Here is a 14,004-nt window from a genome sequence, read left to right on the forward strand (position 1 = left end):
GCACAGGGCGTTCCCAGACCTGGGAACGCCCTGTGCTGCTACTGGGTTGGGGGATTTACCCTTGGGGCCGCTGTTGTTCGGGAAGTACGACGCCGGTCCCTCGCCAGATCAGCCGCATCGAGCCTTTGGCGTTCCGCCTCGGAGATGGCGCCGCCGCCGAGGTCCGCCGGCATCCACCAGTCGCCGGGCCGCGCCGCCACGGGAAAGCTGGCGATGGCGGCGTCGATTCCCGCCTGGAGCGTCCCGCGGAGCCGCGACGTTTCCCGCTCCGGGTCCAGGTCCGCGGGCAGATGGAACGGCTCACCGATATGCACCCGGACCGGCGCGCGCCGGATGCGGTGCAGCGGAAGGCCCTTGCCGCGGGTCAGTATCCGGTGGGCGCCCCAGACCGAGACCGGAATCAGCGGCACGCCCGCCTTGGCCGCCATCCGCACCGCCCCCGTCCTGCATTCGCGGACCTTGAAGCTGCGGCTGACGCCGGCCTCGGGCATGACGGCCAGATACTCACCGGCGCGGAGCCTTGCCACGGCGGCGTCATAGGCGCCGGTCCGCGAACCGTAGCCCACCACCACCTGGCCCGCTGCGCTGATGAAGGGACCCGCGAGCCAGTGGTCCGCGGCTCCCTGATGGATCATGAACCGCAGCTTCCCGCGGTTGTGGCGCCACAACACGAGTTCGGCGGCCGCGAAGTCCAGGTAGCCAAAGTGAGTGATGGCGACGACGGCGCCTGCTTTCCTGTCCGGCAGGTTTTCCTGCCCGGTCACCATCAGGCGGATCCGGAACAGCCACTGCAGGAACAGGCCGGTCCGGACGAGGAGGCGGTAGAAGCGGTCGCTGGCGGCTGGGGTCCATGGCATGTGAGTGTCCCCGCGTCAGTGCCGCCGCGGCGGCCATGGGAAGAAACCGCTGGTGGACTCCACGTATTCGCGGTAGCCAGGCCGGCCCGACATGGCCTTCTCGGTGAGCGGCTTCCCGGTCTTGGCTGCCAGCGTCCAGATCATCAGTGCGGGGGAGAGGACTGTCAGCACGCCGGGCCAGGACTCGGCAGCGATCAGGAACAGCCCCGCCCAGACGGCGGCGTCGCCGAAGTAATTGGGGTGCCGCGTGTAGCGCCACAGGCCGGTGTTCAGGACGGTTCCCCTTCGGGCGGGGTCGCCCTTGAACTGCTCCAGCTGCCTGTCGCCGACGGACTCGAAGATGAACCCGGTCAGCCACACCGCCGAACCCGCCGCGGCGAGAGGCCCCAACGGACCGGTGGCGAACATTCCCGCCTGGATGGTCAGCGAGACGAAGAACATCACGAGGCCCTGTGGCAGGTAGACGCGACGGAGAGCGTAGGCGTTCCGGGACCCGGGCGCTCCTTTGAGCAGCGCCACGTAGCGGGGGTCCTCATGGCCGCCGCGGGCCCTGCGGCCGATGTGGGTGCCGAGCCGGATTCCCCAGATGCCCGTCAGCACCAGCAGAAGCGCACGCCTGCCGCCGTCGCCCTCCCCGGCCGAGAGGACAAAGGAGATCACCGCAATCACGACGAAGCCGGGGCCCCAGGCCACGTCCATCACCGAGTGTCGCGCTTGGCCACCGGCCGCGGGATGGATGGCCACGGCGTACGTGACGGCAAGCACGAGCACCACACCCAGCGCCGCCCAGGGCAGGCTGGCAAGGAACGCCGCCAGCGGAAACGGGCTCATGAAGCCAGTCCGGTCACGAAAATCGCCGCCTCACCGCGGCCCTTCACAACTCTCACGGGACACCAATTCTCAGAGGACCAACGGCAATGCCTCCCCGGACGGGGGAAGCACCCTGTCCAGGGCGGCGGCGGAGGCTGGGGACCCCGCCCCGGGAAATCCGGTCCGTTCGGTGAAGGCCTTCATCAGGAACCCGGTGGCCAGCCTGTGCCACAGTCCGACCCGACGCAACATGAAGTGCCCGGCCCCGCGGAGCGAGACGTACCGCAACTCCGCCGCTTCCGCCGCCGCCCGGCGCGCGAACCGGAGTGAGGCCGACGGACTCGTCCACCGGTCCTCGTCCCCGTGCACGATCAGGACCTTCCGCCCGGTGACGGCGGAGGCGGGGGTGGCATCATCGAGCCACGGGGCCAGCGCCACCACGGCGTCCACGTTCGGTTCGTCCGCGGCGCAGATCGCGGTCAGGCCGCCCATCGAATGCCCCAGCAGGTAGATGGGCACGCCGGGGTGCTCCGCGCGGATCCTGGCCAGCGCCCAGCGGGCATCCTTCAGCGGGGTCATGTCCTCGCCGTTCCAGCCGCGCACACTGTTCCGCAGAATCCAGACCGCCAGACCGTGTTTCCGGCCGGCGGCGTGCAGGTGGCGGGCAAACGGCACCATCCGCGCGGGGCTCAGGTGCCTGGCCTGGACTGGCTGGAAGCTGTGCGACTTGCCGCCATGCAGCACCAGGGCCACGCCGCGGGTGGGTCCGGACGGGGCCAAAACCGTCAGCACCGCTTGGTGGTGGGTCCGGTGTTGGCTCACTCTTGCATCCTCCGACACTTCGTCGTCCATTTATCAACCCTATGGCCGCCGCCGTAGAGTTCAAGCATGAGGTCTAGCTGCTGATGGGTGCAGGTCACTCCCACGGTCATACAGGGCATTCGGAGCCAACGGCGGAAGCGATGGCTGCCCGCAGGAAAGCAAACAGGATTCTGGCTGCGGTGCTGATTCCGCTGACCCTCCTGACGCTCGCCGCCATGGCGGCGCTGTGGCCCTCGGGGAACAGGGAAGGCCTGACCCTGGCCAACCCGTATGCCGCCGCTCCTGGCGTCACCTTCGACACCGGGCGGATCCAGCGCGTGGTCACGGAGAGCTGCACCCCGGCCACAGCGCAGGACAACGCGGCGGCGCAGGACGGTACAGCCCAAGGCAACACCGGCGGCGGCTCGCAGTGCACTTTCGCCTTCACCGAGCCGGACAAGGGCGGCAACCCGGTCAAGGTGGTCATCAACCCGGACATCGCCAAGTCGCACGGCGTGAAGGTGGGTGACAACATCCGCTACCTGAACCTGTCCCACGCCCAGGCGGCCGCCACCGGCGCCGATGCCCCGGCGGCCCAGGGGTCGCCGTCGTACATCTTCGTGGACTTTGTCCGCACCACGCCGATCATCCTGCTGGCAATCCTCTATGCCGTCGTGGTGGTGGCCGTGGCGCGCTGGCGGGGGCTGCGTGCCCTGATCGGCCTCGTCGGCGCCTACTTCGTGCTGGTCAGCTTCATGCTCCCTGGCCTCGTGGAGGGCAAGCCGCCGCTTCTGCTGGCGCTCGTCGGCTCCACCGTGATCATGATCGGGGTCCTGTACTTCGCGCACGGATTCTCGGCGCGGACCTCGACGGCGCTGCTGGGCACCATCTTCGGGCTCGGCATCACCTCGCTTCTTGCGGCCTGGGCCACCGACGCTGCGAACCTCGCAGGCGTCGGAAGCCACGACGCCGCCACACTCGTGAACATCTCGGACAACATCTCCATCTCCGGCATCATCCTGTGCGGCCTCATCATCTCCGGGCTCGGCGTCCTGAACGACGTCACCATCACGCAGTCCTCCGCGGTGTGGGAACTGTACGAACTCGCACCCAACACGAGTGCACGGAAGCTTTTTTCGTCGGCCATGCGGATCGGCCGCGACCACATCGCCTCCACCGTCTACACGATTGCCTTCGCCTACGCCGGCGCCGCCCTGCCCATCCTCATCATCGTGATGCTCTACAACCGTCCGCTGGGGGAGGCGCTGACCAGTGCAGAGCTGTCCGAGGAGGTCATCCGGACGCTGGTCGGCTCGATCGGCCTGGTTCTGGCGATTCCGGTCACCACGCTGATTGCGGTGCTGGTGGTCAAGGCCACGGGTGTGCGGCCGGCCGCACTGCCCCGGCCTGCTGAACTGCCCGGGTCAGCTGAACTGCCACGCCCTTCAGATGCTGGTCACCGGCCGGGCGGCACTGCTGCCATAACGGCCGACGACGTCGACGACACCGGCGCGCTTGCGGCCGCGGCGGCGGTGGCTGGCCGGGAACGTGCCGAAACGGACGCGCCGCCGGCGACCCGGCGGGGACGGCGTGCCGCCCAGCGTGATTAGCGGCAGCGTGATTAGACGCATCGGGATCTAATACAGCTGGGCTAAATCGAGGGCGATGAGTTGCCGCCGTGGGCATCCTGCCCGGAATTCTGCCCGATTTGCCCGACTTTGAGACAATGGACGGGTGACTGTTGTAGCAACGCCTCCCGCCCCCCGGCTGGAACTTCCGCCGCTGAAACTCGGCCCCATCACCGTGGACACCCCGGTGGTGCTCGCGCCCATGGCCGGAATCACCAACACTGCCTTCCGCAGGCTCTGCCGTGAATACGGCGGCGGGCTGTACGTGGCGGAGATGGTCACCTCCCGTGCCCTCGTGGAGCGTACGCCGGAATCGTTGCGCATTATCTCGCACGACGACGACGAGAAAGTCCGTTCCGTCCAGCTCTACGGCGTGGACCCCGTAACAGTCGGCGCGGCGGTGCGCATGCTGGTGGAGGAGGACCGGGCGGACCACATCGACCTCAACTTCGGCTGCCCCGTGCCCAAGGTCACCCGGCGCGGCGGCGGGTCGGCCCTGCCCTGGAAGATCGACCTCTTCACCTCCATCGTCCAGACGGCCGTCCGCGAAGCGTCCAAGGGCGGGATCCCGCTGACCATCAAGATGCGCAAGGGCATCGACGATGACCACCTGACGTACCTCGACGCCGGCCGGATCGCGCGCGACTCCGGTGTTGCCGCCGTCGCCCTTCACGGCCGCACAGCGGCGCAGTTCTACTCCGGCCAGGCGGACTGGTCCGCCATCGCCCGTCTCCGCGAGGCGCTGCCGGACATCCCGGTGCTGGGCAACGGAGACATCTGGTCCGCCGAGGACGCCGTCCGCATGGTCCGCGAGACCGGCATCGACGGCGTCGTGGTGGGCCGCGGCTGCCAAGGCCGGCCCTGGCTGTTCGGCGACCTGCAGGCGGCGTTCGAAGGCAGCGACAAGCGGCACCGGCCCGGACTGCGCGAGGTCGCCGAAGGCGTGTACCGGCACGCAGAGCTCATGGTGGAAACCTTTGGCAACGACGAATACAAGGCGCTGCGCGAGATCCGCAAGCACATGGCCTGGTACTTCAAGGGCTACGTGGTGGGCGGCGAACTGCGGGCCCAGCTGGCCACCGTGCCGACGCTTGAGGTGCTCCGCGAACTGCTGGCGCAGCTGGATATGGACCTGCCGTATCCCGGCATCGATTCCGAAGGGCCGCGGGGCCGCGCAGGCTCGCCCAAGAGACCGGCCCTGCCCAAGGACTGGCTGCTGAGCCGCCAGCTGAACGAGGACCAGTCGCGCGACATCGCCGCGGCGGAACTGGATGTGTCAGGTGGCTGAAATCCGGCTGGCGGACGCCCGCACCACCCCGCAGGCCCTGCCGGGCTACGAAGCCCACGATTCCGCCCGCTGGGTGGAGGAACCGCCCAAGAGCACGTACCGCTCGGACTTCGAGCGCGACCGCGCCCGCGTGCTGCACTCCTCGGCGCTGCGCCGGCTCGGTGCCAAGACACAGGTGGTGGCACCGGACACCGACGATTTTGTCCGCACCCGGCTGACGCACAGCCTCGAAGTGGCGCAGGTGGGCCGTGAACTGGGCCGCACCCTGGGCTGCGATCCCGATGTGGTGGATACCGCCTGCCTCAGCCATGACCTCGGCCACCCGCCGTTCGGGCACAACGGGGAATCGGCGCTCAACGAGATGGCCCACGCGATCGGCGGATTTGAAGGCAACGCCCAGACCCTGCGCCTGCTCACCCGGCTCGAACCGAAGGTCCTCGACCCGGAGGGCAGGCCTGCCGGACTCAACCTGACCCGGGCAAGCCTGGACGCGGCCGCGAAGTACCCGTGGTCCGCCCTGGACGCCCCGGTGATCCACGGCCAGCGCACCAGCAAGTTCGGCGCATACGAGGACGATCTGCCCATCTTCAGCTGGATCCGCGAAGGCGCCCCCGAACGGCGCTCCTGCCTCGAAGCGCAGGTCATGGACCTCGCGGACGATATTTCCTACTCGGTTCACGACGTTGAGGACGCGATCGTGGCCGGCCACTTCCAGCTGCGCTGGATGGACAACCCGGACCACCGGGCGCGCGTGGTGGGCTACGCCAGGCAGTGGTACCTGCCGCACAACGATCCTGCTGCCATCGACGCAGCGCTGGCAAGGCTGGAGGCCACCGACGTCTGGGTGCGCGAGGCGGACGGCAGCCGCAAGTCCATGGCGGCGCTGAAGGACATGACCAGCCAGCTCATCGGCCGGTTCTGCCAAAGCGCGCTTGAAACCACCCGCGCCGTCTACGGTCCTGCGAACCTGACCCGGTACAACGCCGAGCTCATGGTTCCGGAGGAGACCGTCCTGGAGATCGCGGTGATGAAGGGCCTGGCCACCACTTTCGTGATGACCACGGACCACAGGCAGCCCATCTACGAACGCCAGCGCGAGGTGCTCCACGCCCTGGTGACGGCGCTGAACGCTTCCGGGGACCGCCACCTCGAGCCTATGTTCGCGGCGGACTGGCGGGAAGCGCCCGACGACGGCGCCCGGCTCCGCGTGGTCATCGACCAGGTGGCATCGCTGACGGACGGCTCCGCGCTGGCCATGTACGAACGGCTCGTGGGCAGCCTGCCGTCCCTGTGGTGAGATTGGACGCACCAGTCCACATAGGGCAGGATCCGGGGATCCTGCCGCGTTGCCAAAGACTAGGATTGCTTCGTGGCTGGGCTGATTAAACGGGAAGACATTGATGAGGTCCGCCAGCGCACGGACATCAAGGAAGTCGTCGACGGCTACGTCACGCTCAAGGGCGCCGGCCTCGGCTCCTACAAGGGCCTGTGCCCGTTCCATGACGAGCGCTCGCCGTCGTTCACCGTCCGCCCGCAGGTGGGCCGCTACCACTGCTTCGGCTGCGGCGAGGACGGCGACGTCATCTCCTTTGTGCAGAAACTGGACCACACCTCCTTCCACGAGGCCGTGGAGAAGCTGGCCGCGCGGATCGGGTACGAGCTCCGCTACGAGGACGGCGGCACCGGCCCCAGCCGAGAGGAAGTCGGCAAGCGCCAGCGGCTCCTGGACGCCCACAAAATCGCCGACGAGTTCTTCCGCGCCCAGCTGCTCACGGCAGGCGCGGCCGAGGGCCGGAAGTTCCTCCAGCAGCGTGGCTTCGACCGGGCAGCAGCCGATCAATTCGGCGTCGGCTATGCACCGCAGGGCTGGGACGCGCTGCTCAAGCACCTGCGCGGCCGTGGATTCACCGATCCCGAGCTGAAGCTCACCGGGATGTTCTCTGAAGGCAACAGGGGCATTTACGACCGTTTCCGGGGCCGCCTGATCTGGCCCATCCGGGACATCGCCGGCGACACCATCGGCTTCGGCGCGCGCAAGCTCTACGAGGACGACCAGGGCCCCAAATACCTCAACACCCCTGAAACCACGCTCTACAAGAAATCCCAGGTGCTGTACGGGATCGACCTTGCCAAGCGGAATATCGCCAGGGACCGGCAGCTGGTGGTGGTGGAAGGCTACACGGATGTCATGGCCTGCCACCTCGCGGGCATTCCGACGGCGGTGGCCACTTGCGGTACGGCGTTCGCCGCCGACCACATCAAGATTGCCCGCCGCCTGCTGTCCGACGACGGCACCGGGGGAGAGGTCATCTTTACCTTCGACGGTGACGCAGCCGGCCAGAAGGCGGCCCTGCGGGCCTTTGAAGAGGATCAGCGCTTCGTGGCCCAGACCTACGTGGCCGTCGAACCCACCGGGGCCGACCCCTGCGACCTTCGCCAGACGCGTGGTGACGCCGCCGTCCGCGATCTGATCAGCTCGCGGAAGCCGCTGTTCGAGTTTGCCATCAAGGCCTCGCTCCGGCGCCACAACCTGGATACTGTCGAAGGCCGCGTGGCCGCCCTGCGGGAGTCCGCACCGGTAGTGGCCCAGATCCGGGACGCGGCAATCCGGCCCGGCTATGCCCGGGAACTGGCGGGATGGCTGGGAATGCCCATTGAGGACGTCAGCCGCGCTGTGGCGGCCGCCGCCAAACGCGGGGCACCGGGTACACCGGCGGCCGGGGCTCAGGCGCCCGGTGCAGCGGGTGGCGGAGCGCAAGCCGGCGGGGCGGCGCGCCGCTCCCACGGTGCCGGATACAACGGGGCCGGATCAAACGGTGCCGGATACAACGGGGCCGGATCAAACGGGGCTGGATCAAACGGTGCCGGCTACAACGCAGCCCAGGGCAGCGGCCAGAACGTGCCCGGCGTAGCGGCGCTCCCGCCGTCGGGCGTCCTGCCGTCCTTCCACCGTCCGGATCCCCGGGACCCGGTGGCATCCATGGAGCGGCAGGCCCTCGAGGTGGCGCTGCAGGAGCCGGCAATGCTGGGCGGCGAAGCCTGGGAACGGTTCGCAACCGCCCGGTTCGCTACGCCCGCCTACCAGGCCATCCACGATGCCATCCGTGCCACGGCTCCCGGCTTCTCCGGCGACGCCGTGCAATGGGTGGAAGCCCTGCGGCAGGAGGTACCCGAGCCATTGCAGCCGCTGGTTTCGGAGCTCGCGGTGGTTCCGTTGCCGGCCCATACCGCGGAAGCGGTGCAGAAGTACTGCCGGGACATCCTCGCCAGGCTGTTCGAGCTGCAGATCACCCGTGTGAAGGCGGACAAGCTGGGGCAGCTGCAGCGGCTGGATGCCGCGGCCCACCCCGAGGAGTTCCAGCAGCTGAACCGGGAGCTCATGATGCTTGAAATGGAGCGCCGCGCGCTCCGCTCCGACAACTAGAAAAACGCCGATTTCGTTTCCGGGCCGGGTGTTTGCTAGGCTAGTACCCGCTTCATTCCTCCTTAGCTCAATTGGCAGAGCATTCGACTGTTAATCGAAGGGTTGCTGGTTCAAGTCCAGCAGGAGGAGCGCACAGTCCCCGTTCCGGGTTCCGGAACGGGGACTTTTTTATACCCCGGAGGGGTATTTGCGCCCAGTGTTGGCGCCGATTTCACATTGCGGCCGAACGTTTGCTAATGTCATACCTGCTTCATTCCTCCTTAGCTCAATTGGCAGAGCATTCGACTGTTAATCGAAGGGTTGCTGGTTCAAGTCCAGCAGGAGGAGCGCACAGTCCCGCGGTTGGCCCCAGAGCCGGCCGCGGGACTTTTTTGTTTTATGTGACTCGGCGGCTGGCCAGGCGGCAACGACGGACGGGCAATGTCAGAAACGGCAGTGTCAGACGAAATCCATCTCCACCTGCAGGAAGCGCTCTGCCTCGGCTATGGCAGCCTCGAACGCCTCCCGCTCCGTGGGGGACTTCCGCGGTTCTCGGGGGTGCCACTCGTGGGGAGAGGAGTGCACTCGCGTGAAGCCGCCGTCGGGCGGTGCATAGAAGATGCCGAACCGCTGGACGGGCCATTCGGGGGAGGTCTCGGGTGCCACCAGCAGGGCGGCCTTGAAAGCCGGGTTGAACCACTGGGCTATGGGCCGGCGCCGGTCCTCGGTGAAAAGTCCCGCCGCATAGAGCGCTGCCGACTGCGCACTGGTCTGTGTACACAGCCGGTCCCACCACAACGGCAGAATGCCGGAGTCGCACCGCTGCCACGTGGCCGGGAGTGGGGGATGATCCTGCCAGTGGGGCACGTAACAACTTTATCGCTCAGCTACCCACGCGAACAGATGGCCCGGCGTCGACCGCCCCCCGGCCAGGAGGCACCGCGTGGCTCCGGGGAAGCGGCGGGTCAGGGTCTGTTCCATGGCCCGGGATTGACGCGGTACAGGAGAGCAGAACCGACGACGGCGCCCACCAGGATGCCCAGCGCTGCGTTGCCCATCATCCTGCCGGCGAAGAAGCCCGCCACGGCGCCGAGGATGGCGCCGAGGAACAGCCCTCGGCCGTTTCTGTGGGGTTTGCGGGTCATGGTGCCAGCCTACCCGCCGTGGCCGCAGCGCCCGTGGCTGGATGCGCCTCCCTGCTAGCCCGGCCTAAGAAGTCCGCCGGCAACCCGGCGGAAACTCGGCGGGTGGAAGGACTCAGTGGATGGAAGGCACAGTCCGGGGCCGGACCACGAGCCACAGGGCGGCCGCTGCGAGGAAGATGCAGCAGGCCTGGACGGCGCCCATGGGAGTGGCAGAGTGTCCTCCCAGCCAGCCCACGACGGGGGAGATGATGCCCGCCATCAGGAAGGTGGACGCGCCGAGCAGGGACGCGGCCGTGCCGGCCTGGGCCCCGTGGCTGGCCAGCGCCAGGACCTGCACGCAAGGGAACGTGAAACCGGTGCCCAGGATGTAGAACCACAGCGGAACCATGACCCCCCAGAGCCCGAACCCCAGCTGGTCGAACACGACGATCAGCACGGCCATCAGGAACATCCAGGCGGTGGAGCATGCAAGGATCCACTGCGGCGGGACCCGCCTGATCAGCCGGGAACTGGTCTGGACGCCCGCAACGATGCCCAGCGAGTTAATACCGAAGAGCAGGCCGTACTGTTGCGGTGAAAACCCGAAGACGTCCTGGAACAGGAATGGGGATGCGGACAGGTAGGTGAACAGGCCGCCGAAGTTCATTCCGCCCAGCATCAGCAGTCCCACGAAGATCCGGTCGGAGAAGAGCACGCCGTACCGCTGCCGGGCCGTCAGGCCGGACTGGCCCCGTTTCTCCCGTGGCAGCGTCTCCCGGACCAGCACGATCGCGGCGACAATGACCGCGGTGCCGTAGCAGGCCAGGAACACGAAGATGCCCGGCCACGGCATGACAAGGAGAAGCTGGGACCCGATGACGGGCGCCAGGATGGGCGCGAGCCCGTTGACCAATGCCATCCGGGAGAACATCCGGACCATGGCATAGCCGCTGAACAGGTCGCGGACCATGGCCATCGCCACCACACCGCCGCCGGCTGCGCCGATGCCCATCAGGACCCGGAACACGCCGAGTGTGGCGATGTCGGTGGAAAGCGCCGCGCCGAGCGAAGCGGCGATGTGCAGGGCGGTCGCCAGGATCAGCGGGAGCCGGCGCCCGAACTTGTCGCTGAAGGGCCCCACCACCAACTGCCCCAGGGCAAAGCCCACGGTGGTGCCGGTCAGGGTCAGCTGGACGGCGGCCTCCGAGACGTTGAGGCTCGCCTCCAGGGCAGGGAACGCGGGGAGGTAGAGGTCCACCGTGAACGGCCCGAGGGCGGTCAGGGCGCCGAGTAGAAGGATGTAGAGGAATTTCTGCCGGCGGCTGAGCGCATCGCCCGGGTTGGTGGTGGTCACAGAGAACCATCCTAGGGCTGACAGATCAGACTTTTACAGCGTTGGAGGGCTCGCCGGGGCTACTTCCAGAAGTTCCGGCAGACCCTGAATGATAGTTTTGTCAGCGGGGGCGCGCGGACGCACCGGAAACCCCCTCGGCAGCGAAGAAAAATCGACGACGGAACCAGTTAGGCGGAACCTATGAGCGGGCGTCACAGCGGGCGGACCAACCAAGGACTGCGTATCACTGCGCTGCCAAAAACCCTGAAACTCGTGTTCAAGCTTGTGCCCCGCCAACTCAACGATGAGATCGCGCTGGCCAAGATTGAGGCAAAGCGCAAAGGAAAGCAGCTTGGTGTCGCTGGTGCCTTCTTCGGGGTGGCCGCCGTTTTCCTTGCCCTGCTCATCACCGGTATGGTCGTCGCCGCCATCATGGGGCTGGCCACCATCATGCCCGCGTGGCTGGCAGCTCTGCTGGTCAGCGCGGTCTTCCTGCTCATTGCGCTCATTGGCGGGCTCATCGGCCTCCGGAAGTTCAAGCAGGCCATGCCGCTGATTCCGGAAGACACCGTCCGCGGCCTCAAGCACGACCTGGGCATCGCCAAGGAGGGCTCGGACTTCGACGCCGCCGTGCTTGATCCCAACTCGCCCCAGGCGAAGGCCGCCGCGGAAGCAAAGGCCGCGGAGAAGGCCAAGGAGAAGGCGGACAGGGAAGCCAAGAAGGCTGCCGAGGCCGTGGACGTTCCCGTGGCCACCGAGCCCGAACTCCGCCGCCGCCTGAAGCAGCGCCGCGAACACCTGACCGGTGTGCGCGATGAGCTTGGCGAGGAACTGGACGTCAAGACCCAGGCCCAGGCCCTGCTCGGCATCGCCAGGCACCGCGCTGCGGAAGGCAACGAGAAGTTCCAGGAAGCCCGCGTACGTGCGGCCGAACACTTTGCCGCCCTGTCGGCGTCGGCCCGTTCCGGTGCGCCGGAAGGCTCCCTGCCGGGGCAGCTCGAGGCGCGGTGGAAGCCGCTCCTTGCCCTCGCCGCTTCCACCGCCGTCCTGCTCACCCTGCTGCGGAAACTCTTCAAGAGCTGAGCCTTGCCCTGAACGAAGACTGTAAGAGGCCGCCGGCCGCGGAGAGGGAGGCCTGATGAGATTCATCGGCGCTGGTTCCCGTCCCGGGCAGCCGCATGTCGATCGCGATCTGGTCTACACCGTCCCCAACCTCCTCACGGTACTGCGCTTCATGGGCGTGCCGATCTTCATCTGGCTTGTGCTGGCCCAGAAGGAATATGGATTGGCCGTGCTGGTACTGGCCATCATGGGCAGCACTGACTGGGTGGACGGTTACGTTGCCCGGCGCTTCAACCAGACCTCCAAACTGGGACGCGTTCTGGACCCCATCGCGGACCGGCTGGCCATGATTGCTGTAGCGGTCACCCTGGTGATCGCCGGCGTCGTTCAATGGTGGTACCTGGCAGCGCTGGTGGTTCCCGACGCCGTCCTGCTGGGCATGTCGCTGTTCTACTTCCGTGGCCACCCGGACCTTCCCGTCAGCCTCGTAGGCAAGGCCCGCACCGGCCTGCTCCTGCTCGGAACTCCGCTCCTGGTGCTGTCCAAGCTGCCCGTTCCGTTCGCCGGAGCATGGTTTGTCGCCGCCTGGGTGGTTCTGGGGCTGGGGCTCGTCGGCCACTGGATTGCTGCCTACAACTATTTCTGGGCGATCCAACGCAAGGGAAAAATGCTGGCGGCCGACGACGGCGGGAACGGCTGATGGTCTGGGTTGCGGTTTTGCTCGCGGTCATGGGCGCCTTTTGCCTCGCCTTTGGTGCCCAGCGCCAGGGCAGTGCGGTCAAGGCGGATACCGGCGGCCTGGCGCTGAGCTCCAACGGATTCCTCCGCCTGTTGCGGAACCCCAGGTGGGTCTTCGGCCTCCTCCTGCTGTGCCTGGGGATGGCGATGAACGCCGTGGCGCTGGTCACAGCACCGCTGACGGTGGTTCAGCCGATCGGCGCCATTGCCCTGGTGATCACCACCGTGGTCAACACCAAAGACCAGGGCCTGAGCATTAACCGCGCCACCGTGGTGGCAATCACCGCGTGCGTGACGGGATCGGCACTGTTCGTCCTGCTGGCCGTCAATGTCACGCAGGAAAGCCACCACGTCACGCCTGAGGATGAACTCACGATTGTGCTGCTGCTTTCTCTGGCGGTGGGCATCTTCGGCAGCCTCGCCGCCATGTTCAAGCACCGCATGAGCGCGTTCATTTACATCCTGGGTGCCGGCATCCTGTTTGGTTTCGTGGCCGTCCTGACGCGGATCATCGGCAAACACCTGCTGGACCCGAACGGCCTGTTCCTGCTGAACGTGCCGTGGTATTCGGTGGTGGCCATCGCCGCGGCCGGGGGACTGGGTTCCTGGTTCGTTCAAAGCGCATACTCCACCGGTCCGCCGGATCTGGTGATCGCGGGCCTCACCGTGGTCGACCCCATTGTGGGTATCGCGATCGGCATCACGATCCTTGGCGAGCTGCGCCCCGATGTCCACGCCGTTCAGGCGATTGCCATGGGTACGGCGGCAACCCTTGCTATCGTGGGGGTAATCGCCCTTTCAAGACACCATCCCGAGGTCACCAAACGGAAGAAGGACGTTCGGAAGGCCACGGGCAGGGCGTCCCACTAGCCGGTTTTACTGCGGACCAGGCAAGAATGTGCCGGCGCATCACGTGCCGGCGCCGGCCGGTGTGGTCAGCCGCAGCCGACCACCATGACC

13 protein-coding genes and 2 tRNA genes are annotated in these 14,004 nt (G+C 67.3%); 9 read left to right on the plus strand and 6 right to left on the minus strand.

Annotated elements, in window-relative coordinates; translation table 11 throughout:
• Positions 1-38: 38 nt before the first annotated feature.
• The 3 genes from ACFRAU_RS17890 to ACFRAU_RS17900 form a co-directional block, all read right to left on the minus strand.
• The gene (locus ACFRAU_RS17890; protein WP_378000923.1) at positions 39-857 is read right to left on the minus strand and encodes a lysophospholipid acyltransferase family protein; all 819 of its coding nucleotides are present in this window, start codon (positions 855-857) and stop codon (positions 39-41) included.
• 15 nt (positions 858-872) lie between these two features.
• The gene (locus tag ACFRAU_RS17895) at positions 873-1,688 is read right to left on the minus strand and encodes a DUF1295 domain-containing protein (RefSeq protein ID WP_378000924.1); all 816 of its coding nucleotides are present in this window, start codon (positions 1,686-1,688) and stop codon (positions 873-875) included.
• Between the two features lie 69 nt (positions 1,689-1,757).
• Positions 1,758-2,519 (minus strand): alpha/beta hydrolase, encoded by a 762-nt coding sequence (locus tag ACFRAU_RS17900; protein WP_378000925.1) that lies wholly within the window; start codon positions 2,517-2,519, stop codon positions 1,758-1,760.
• Positions 2,520-2,629: 110 nt separating this feature from the next.
• Here ACFRAU_RS17900 and ACFRAU_RS17905 point away from each other — a divergent pair, with 110 nt between their 5' ends.
• The 6 genes from ACFRAU_RS17905 (at position 2,630) to ACFRAU_RS17930 (ending at position 9,135) form a co-directional block, all read left to right on the plus strand.
• The gene (locus ACFRAU_RS17905; protein ID WP_378000926.1) at positions 2,630-4,078 is read left to right on the plus strand and encodes a YibE/F family protein; all 1,449 of its coding nucleotides are present in this window, start codon (positions 2,630-2,632) and stop codon (positions 4,076-4,078) included.
• A 124-nt stretch (positions 4,079-4,202) separates the two neighbouring features.
• Positions 4,203-5,384, plus strand: coding sequence for a tRNA dihydrouridine synthase DusB (gene dusB / locus ACFRAU_RS17910; RefSeq protein ID WP_377994153.1), 1,182 nt, complete (start codon positions 4,203-4,205; stop codon positions 5,382-5,384).
• A complete protein-coding gene (locus tag ACFRAU_RS17915; RefSeq protein WP_377994154.1) occupies positions 5,368-6,681 on the plus strand; it encodes a deoxyguanosinetriphosphate triphosphohydrolase in 1,314 nt (437 codons plus the stop codon). Before dusB ends, ACFRAU_RS17915 begins: the two co-directional genes overlap by 17 nt.
• 72 nt (positions 6,682-6,753) lie before the next feature.
• Complete coding sequence (gene dnaG, locus ACFRAU_RS17920) at positions 6,754-8,808, plus strand: DNA primase (RefSeq protein WP_378000927.1); 2,055 nt, start codon at positions 6,754-6,756, stop codon at positions 8,806-8,808.
• Positions 8,809-8,864: 56 nt separating this feature from the next.
• Positions 8,865-8,937 (plus strand) — tRNA-Asn (locus tag ACFRAU_RS17925).
• Positions 8,938-9,062: 125 nt separating this feature from the next.
• Positions 9,063-9,135: transfer RNA gene (locus ACFRAU_RS17930), tRNA-Asn, on the plus strand.
• A gap of 111 nt (positions 9,136-9,246) precedes the next feature.
• Here ACFRAU_RS17930 and ACFRAU_RS17935 read toward each other — a convergent pair.
• From ACFRAU_RS17935 to ACFRAU_RS17945, 3 genes are all read right to left on the minus strand, one after another.
• Positions 9,247-9,654, minus strand: coding sequence for a hypothetical protein (locus tag ACFRAU_RS17935; protein WP_377994156.1), 408 nt, complete (start codon positions 9,652-9,654; stop codon positions 9,247-9,249).
• A 98-nt stretch (positions 9,655-9,752) separates the two neighbouring features.
• Positions 9,753-9,932 carry a hypothetical protein gene (locus ACFRAU_RS17940; protein ID WP_102970802.1) on the minus strand — a complete coding sequence of 60 codons (180 nt, stop codon included), beginning with the start codon at positions 9,930-9,932 and terminating at the stop codon, positions 9,753-9,755.
• A gap of 112 nt (positions 9,933-10,044) precedes the next feature.
• Positions 10,045-11,265, minus strand: a complete 1,221-nt coding sequence (locus ACFRAU_RS17945) for a multidrug effflux MFS transporter (RefSeq protein ID WP_377994158.1) — start codon at positions 11,263-11,265, stop codon at positions 10,045-10,047.
• Between the two features lie 180 nt (positions 11,266-11,445).
• Between ACFRAU_RS17945 and ACFRAU_RS17950 the strand changes: the two genes are divergently transcribed.
• The 3 genes from ACFRAU_RS17950 to ACFRAU_RS17960 are packed head-to-tail and all read left to right on the plus strand — an operon-like array spanning position 11,446 to position 13,914.
• Positions 11,446-12,327: a phage holin family protein gene (locus ACFRAU_RS17950; protein ID WP_378000928.1), complete on the plus strand. Its 882-nt coding sequence runs from the start codon at positions 11,446-11,448 to the stop codon at positions 12,325-12,327.
• A gap of 55 nt (positions 12,328-12,382) precedes the next feature.
• Positions 12,383-13,006 carry a CDP-alcohol phosphatidyltransferase family protein gene (locus ACFRAU_RS17955; RefSeq protein ID WP_377994160.1) on the plus strand — a complete coding sequence of 208 codons (624 nt, stop codon included), beginning with the start codon at positions 12,383-12,385 and terminating at the stop codon, positions 13,004-13,006.
• Positions 13,006-13,914, plus strand: a complete 909-nt coding sequence (locus ACFRAU_RS17960) for a DMT family transporter (RefSeq protein ID WP_377994161.1) — start codon at positions 13,006-13,008, stop codon at positions 13,912-13,914. Before ACFRAU_RS17955 ends, ACFRAU_RS17960 begins: the two co-directional genes overlap by 1 nt.
• Positions 13,915-14,004 lie beyond the last annotated feature (90 nt).

Origin of the sequence: Arthrobacter sp. NPDC056691 (assembly GCF_042791415.1) — a bacterium.
Classification (GTDB): Bacteria; Actinomycetota; Actinomycetes; order Actinomycetales; family Micrococcaceae; genus Arthrobacter.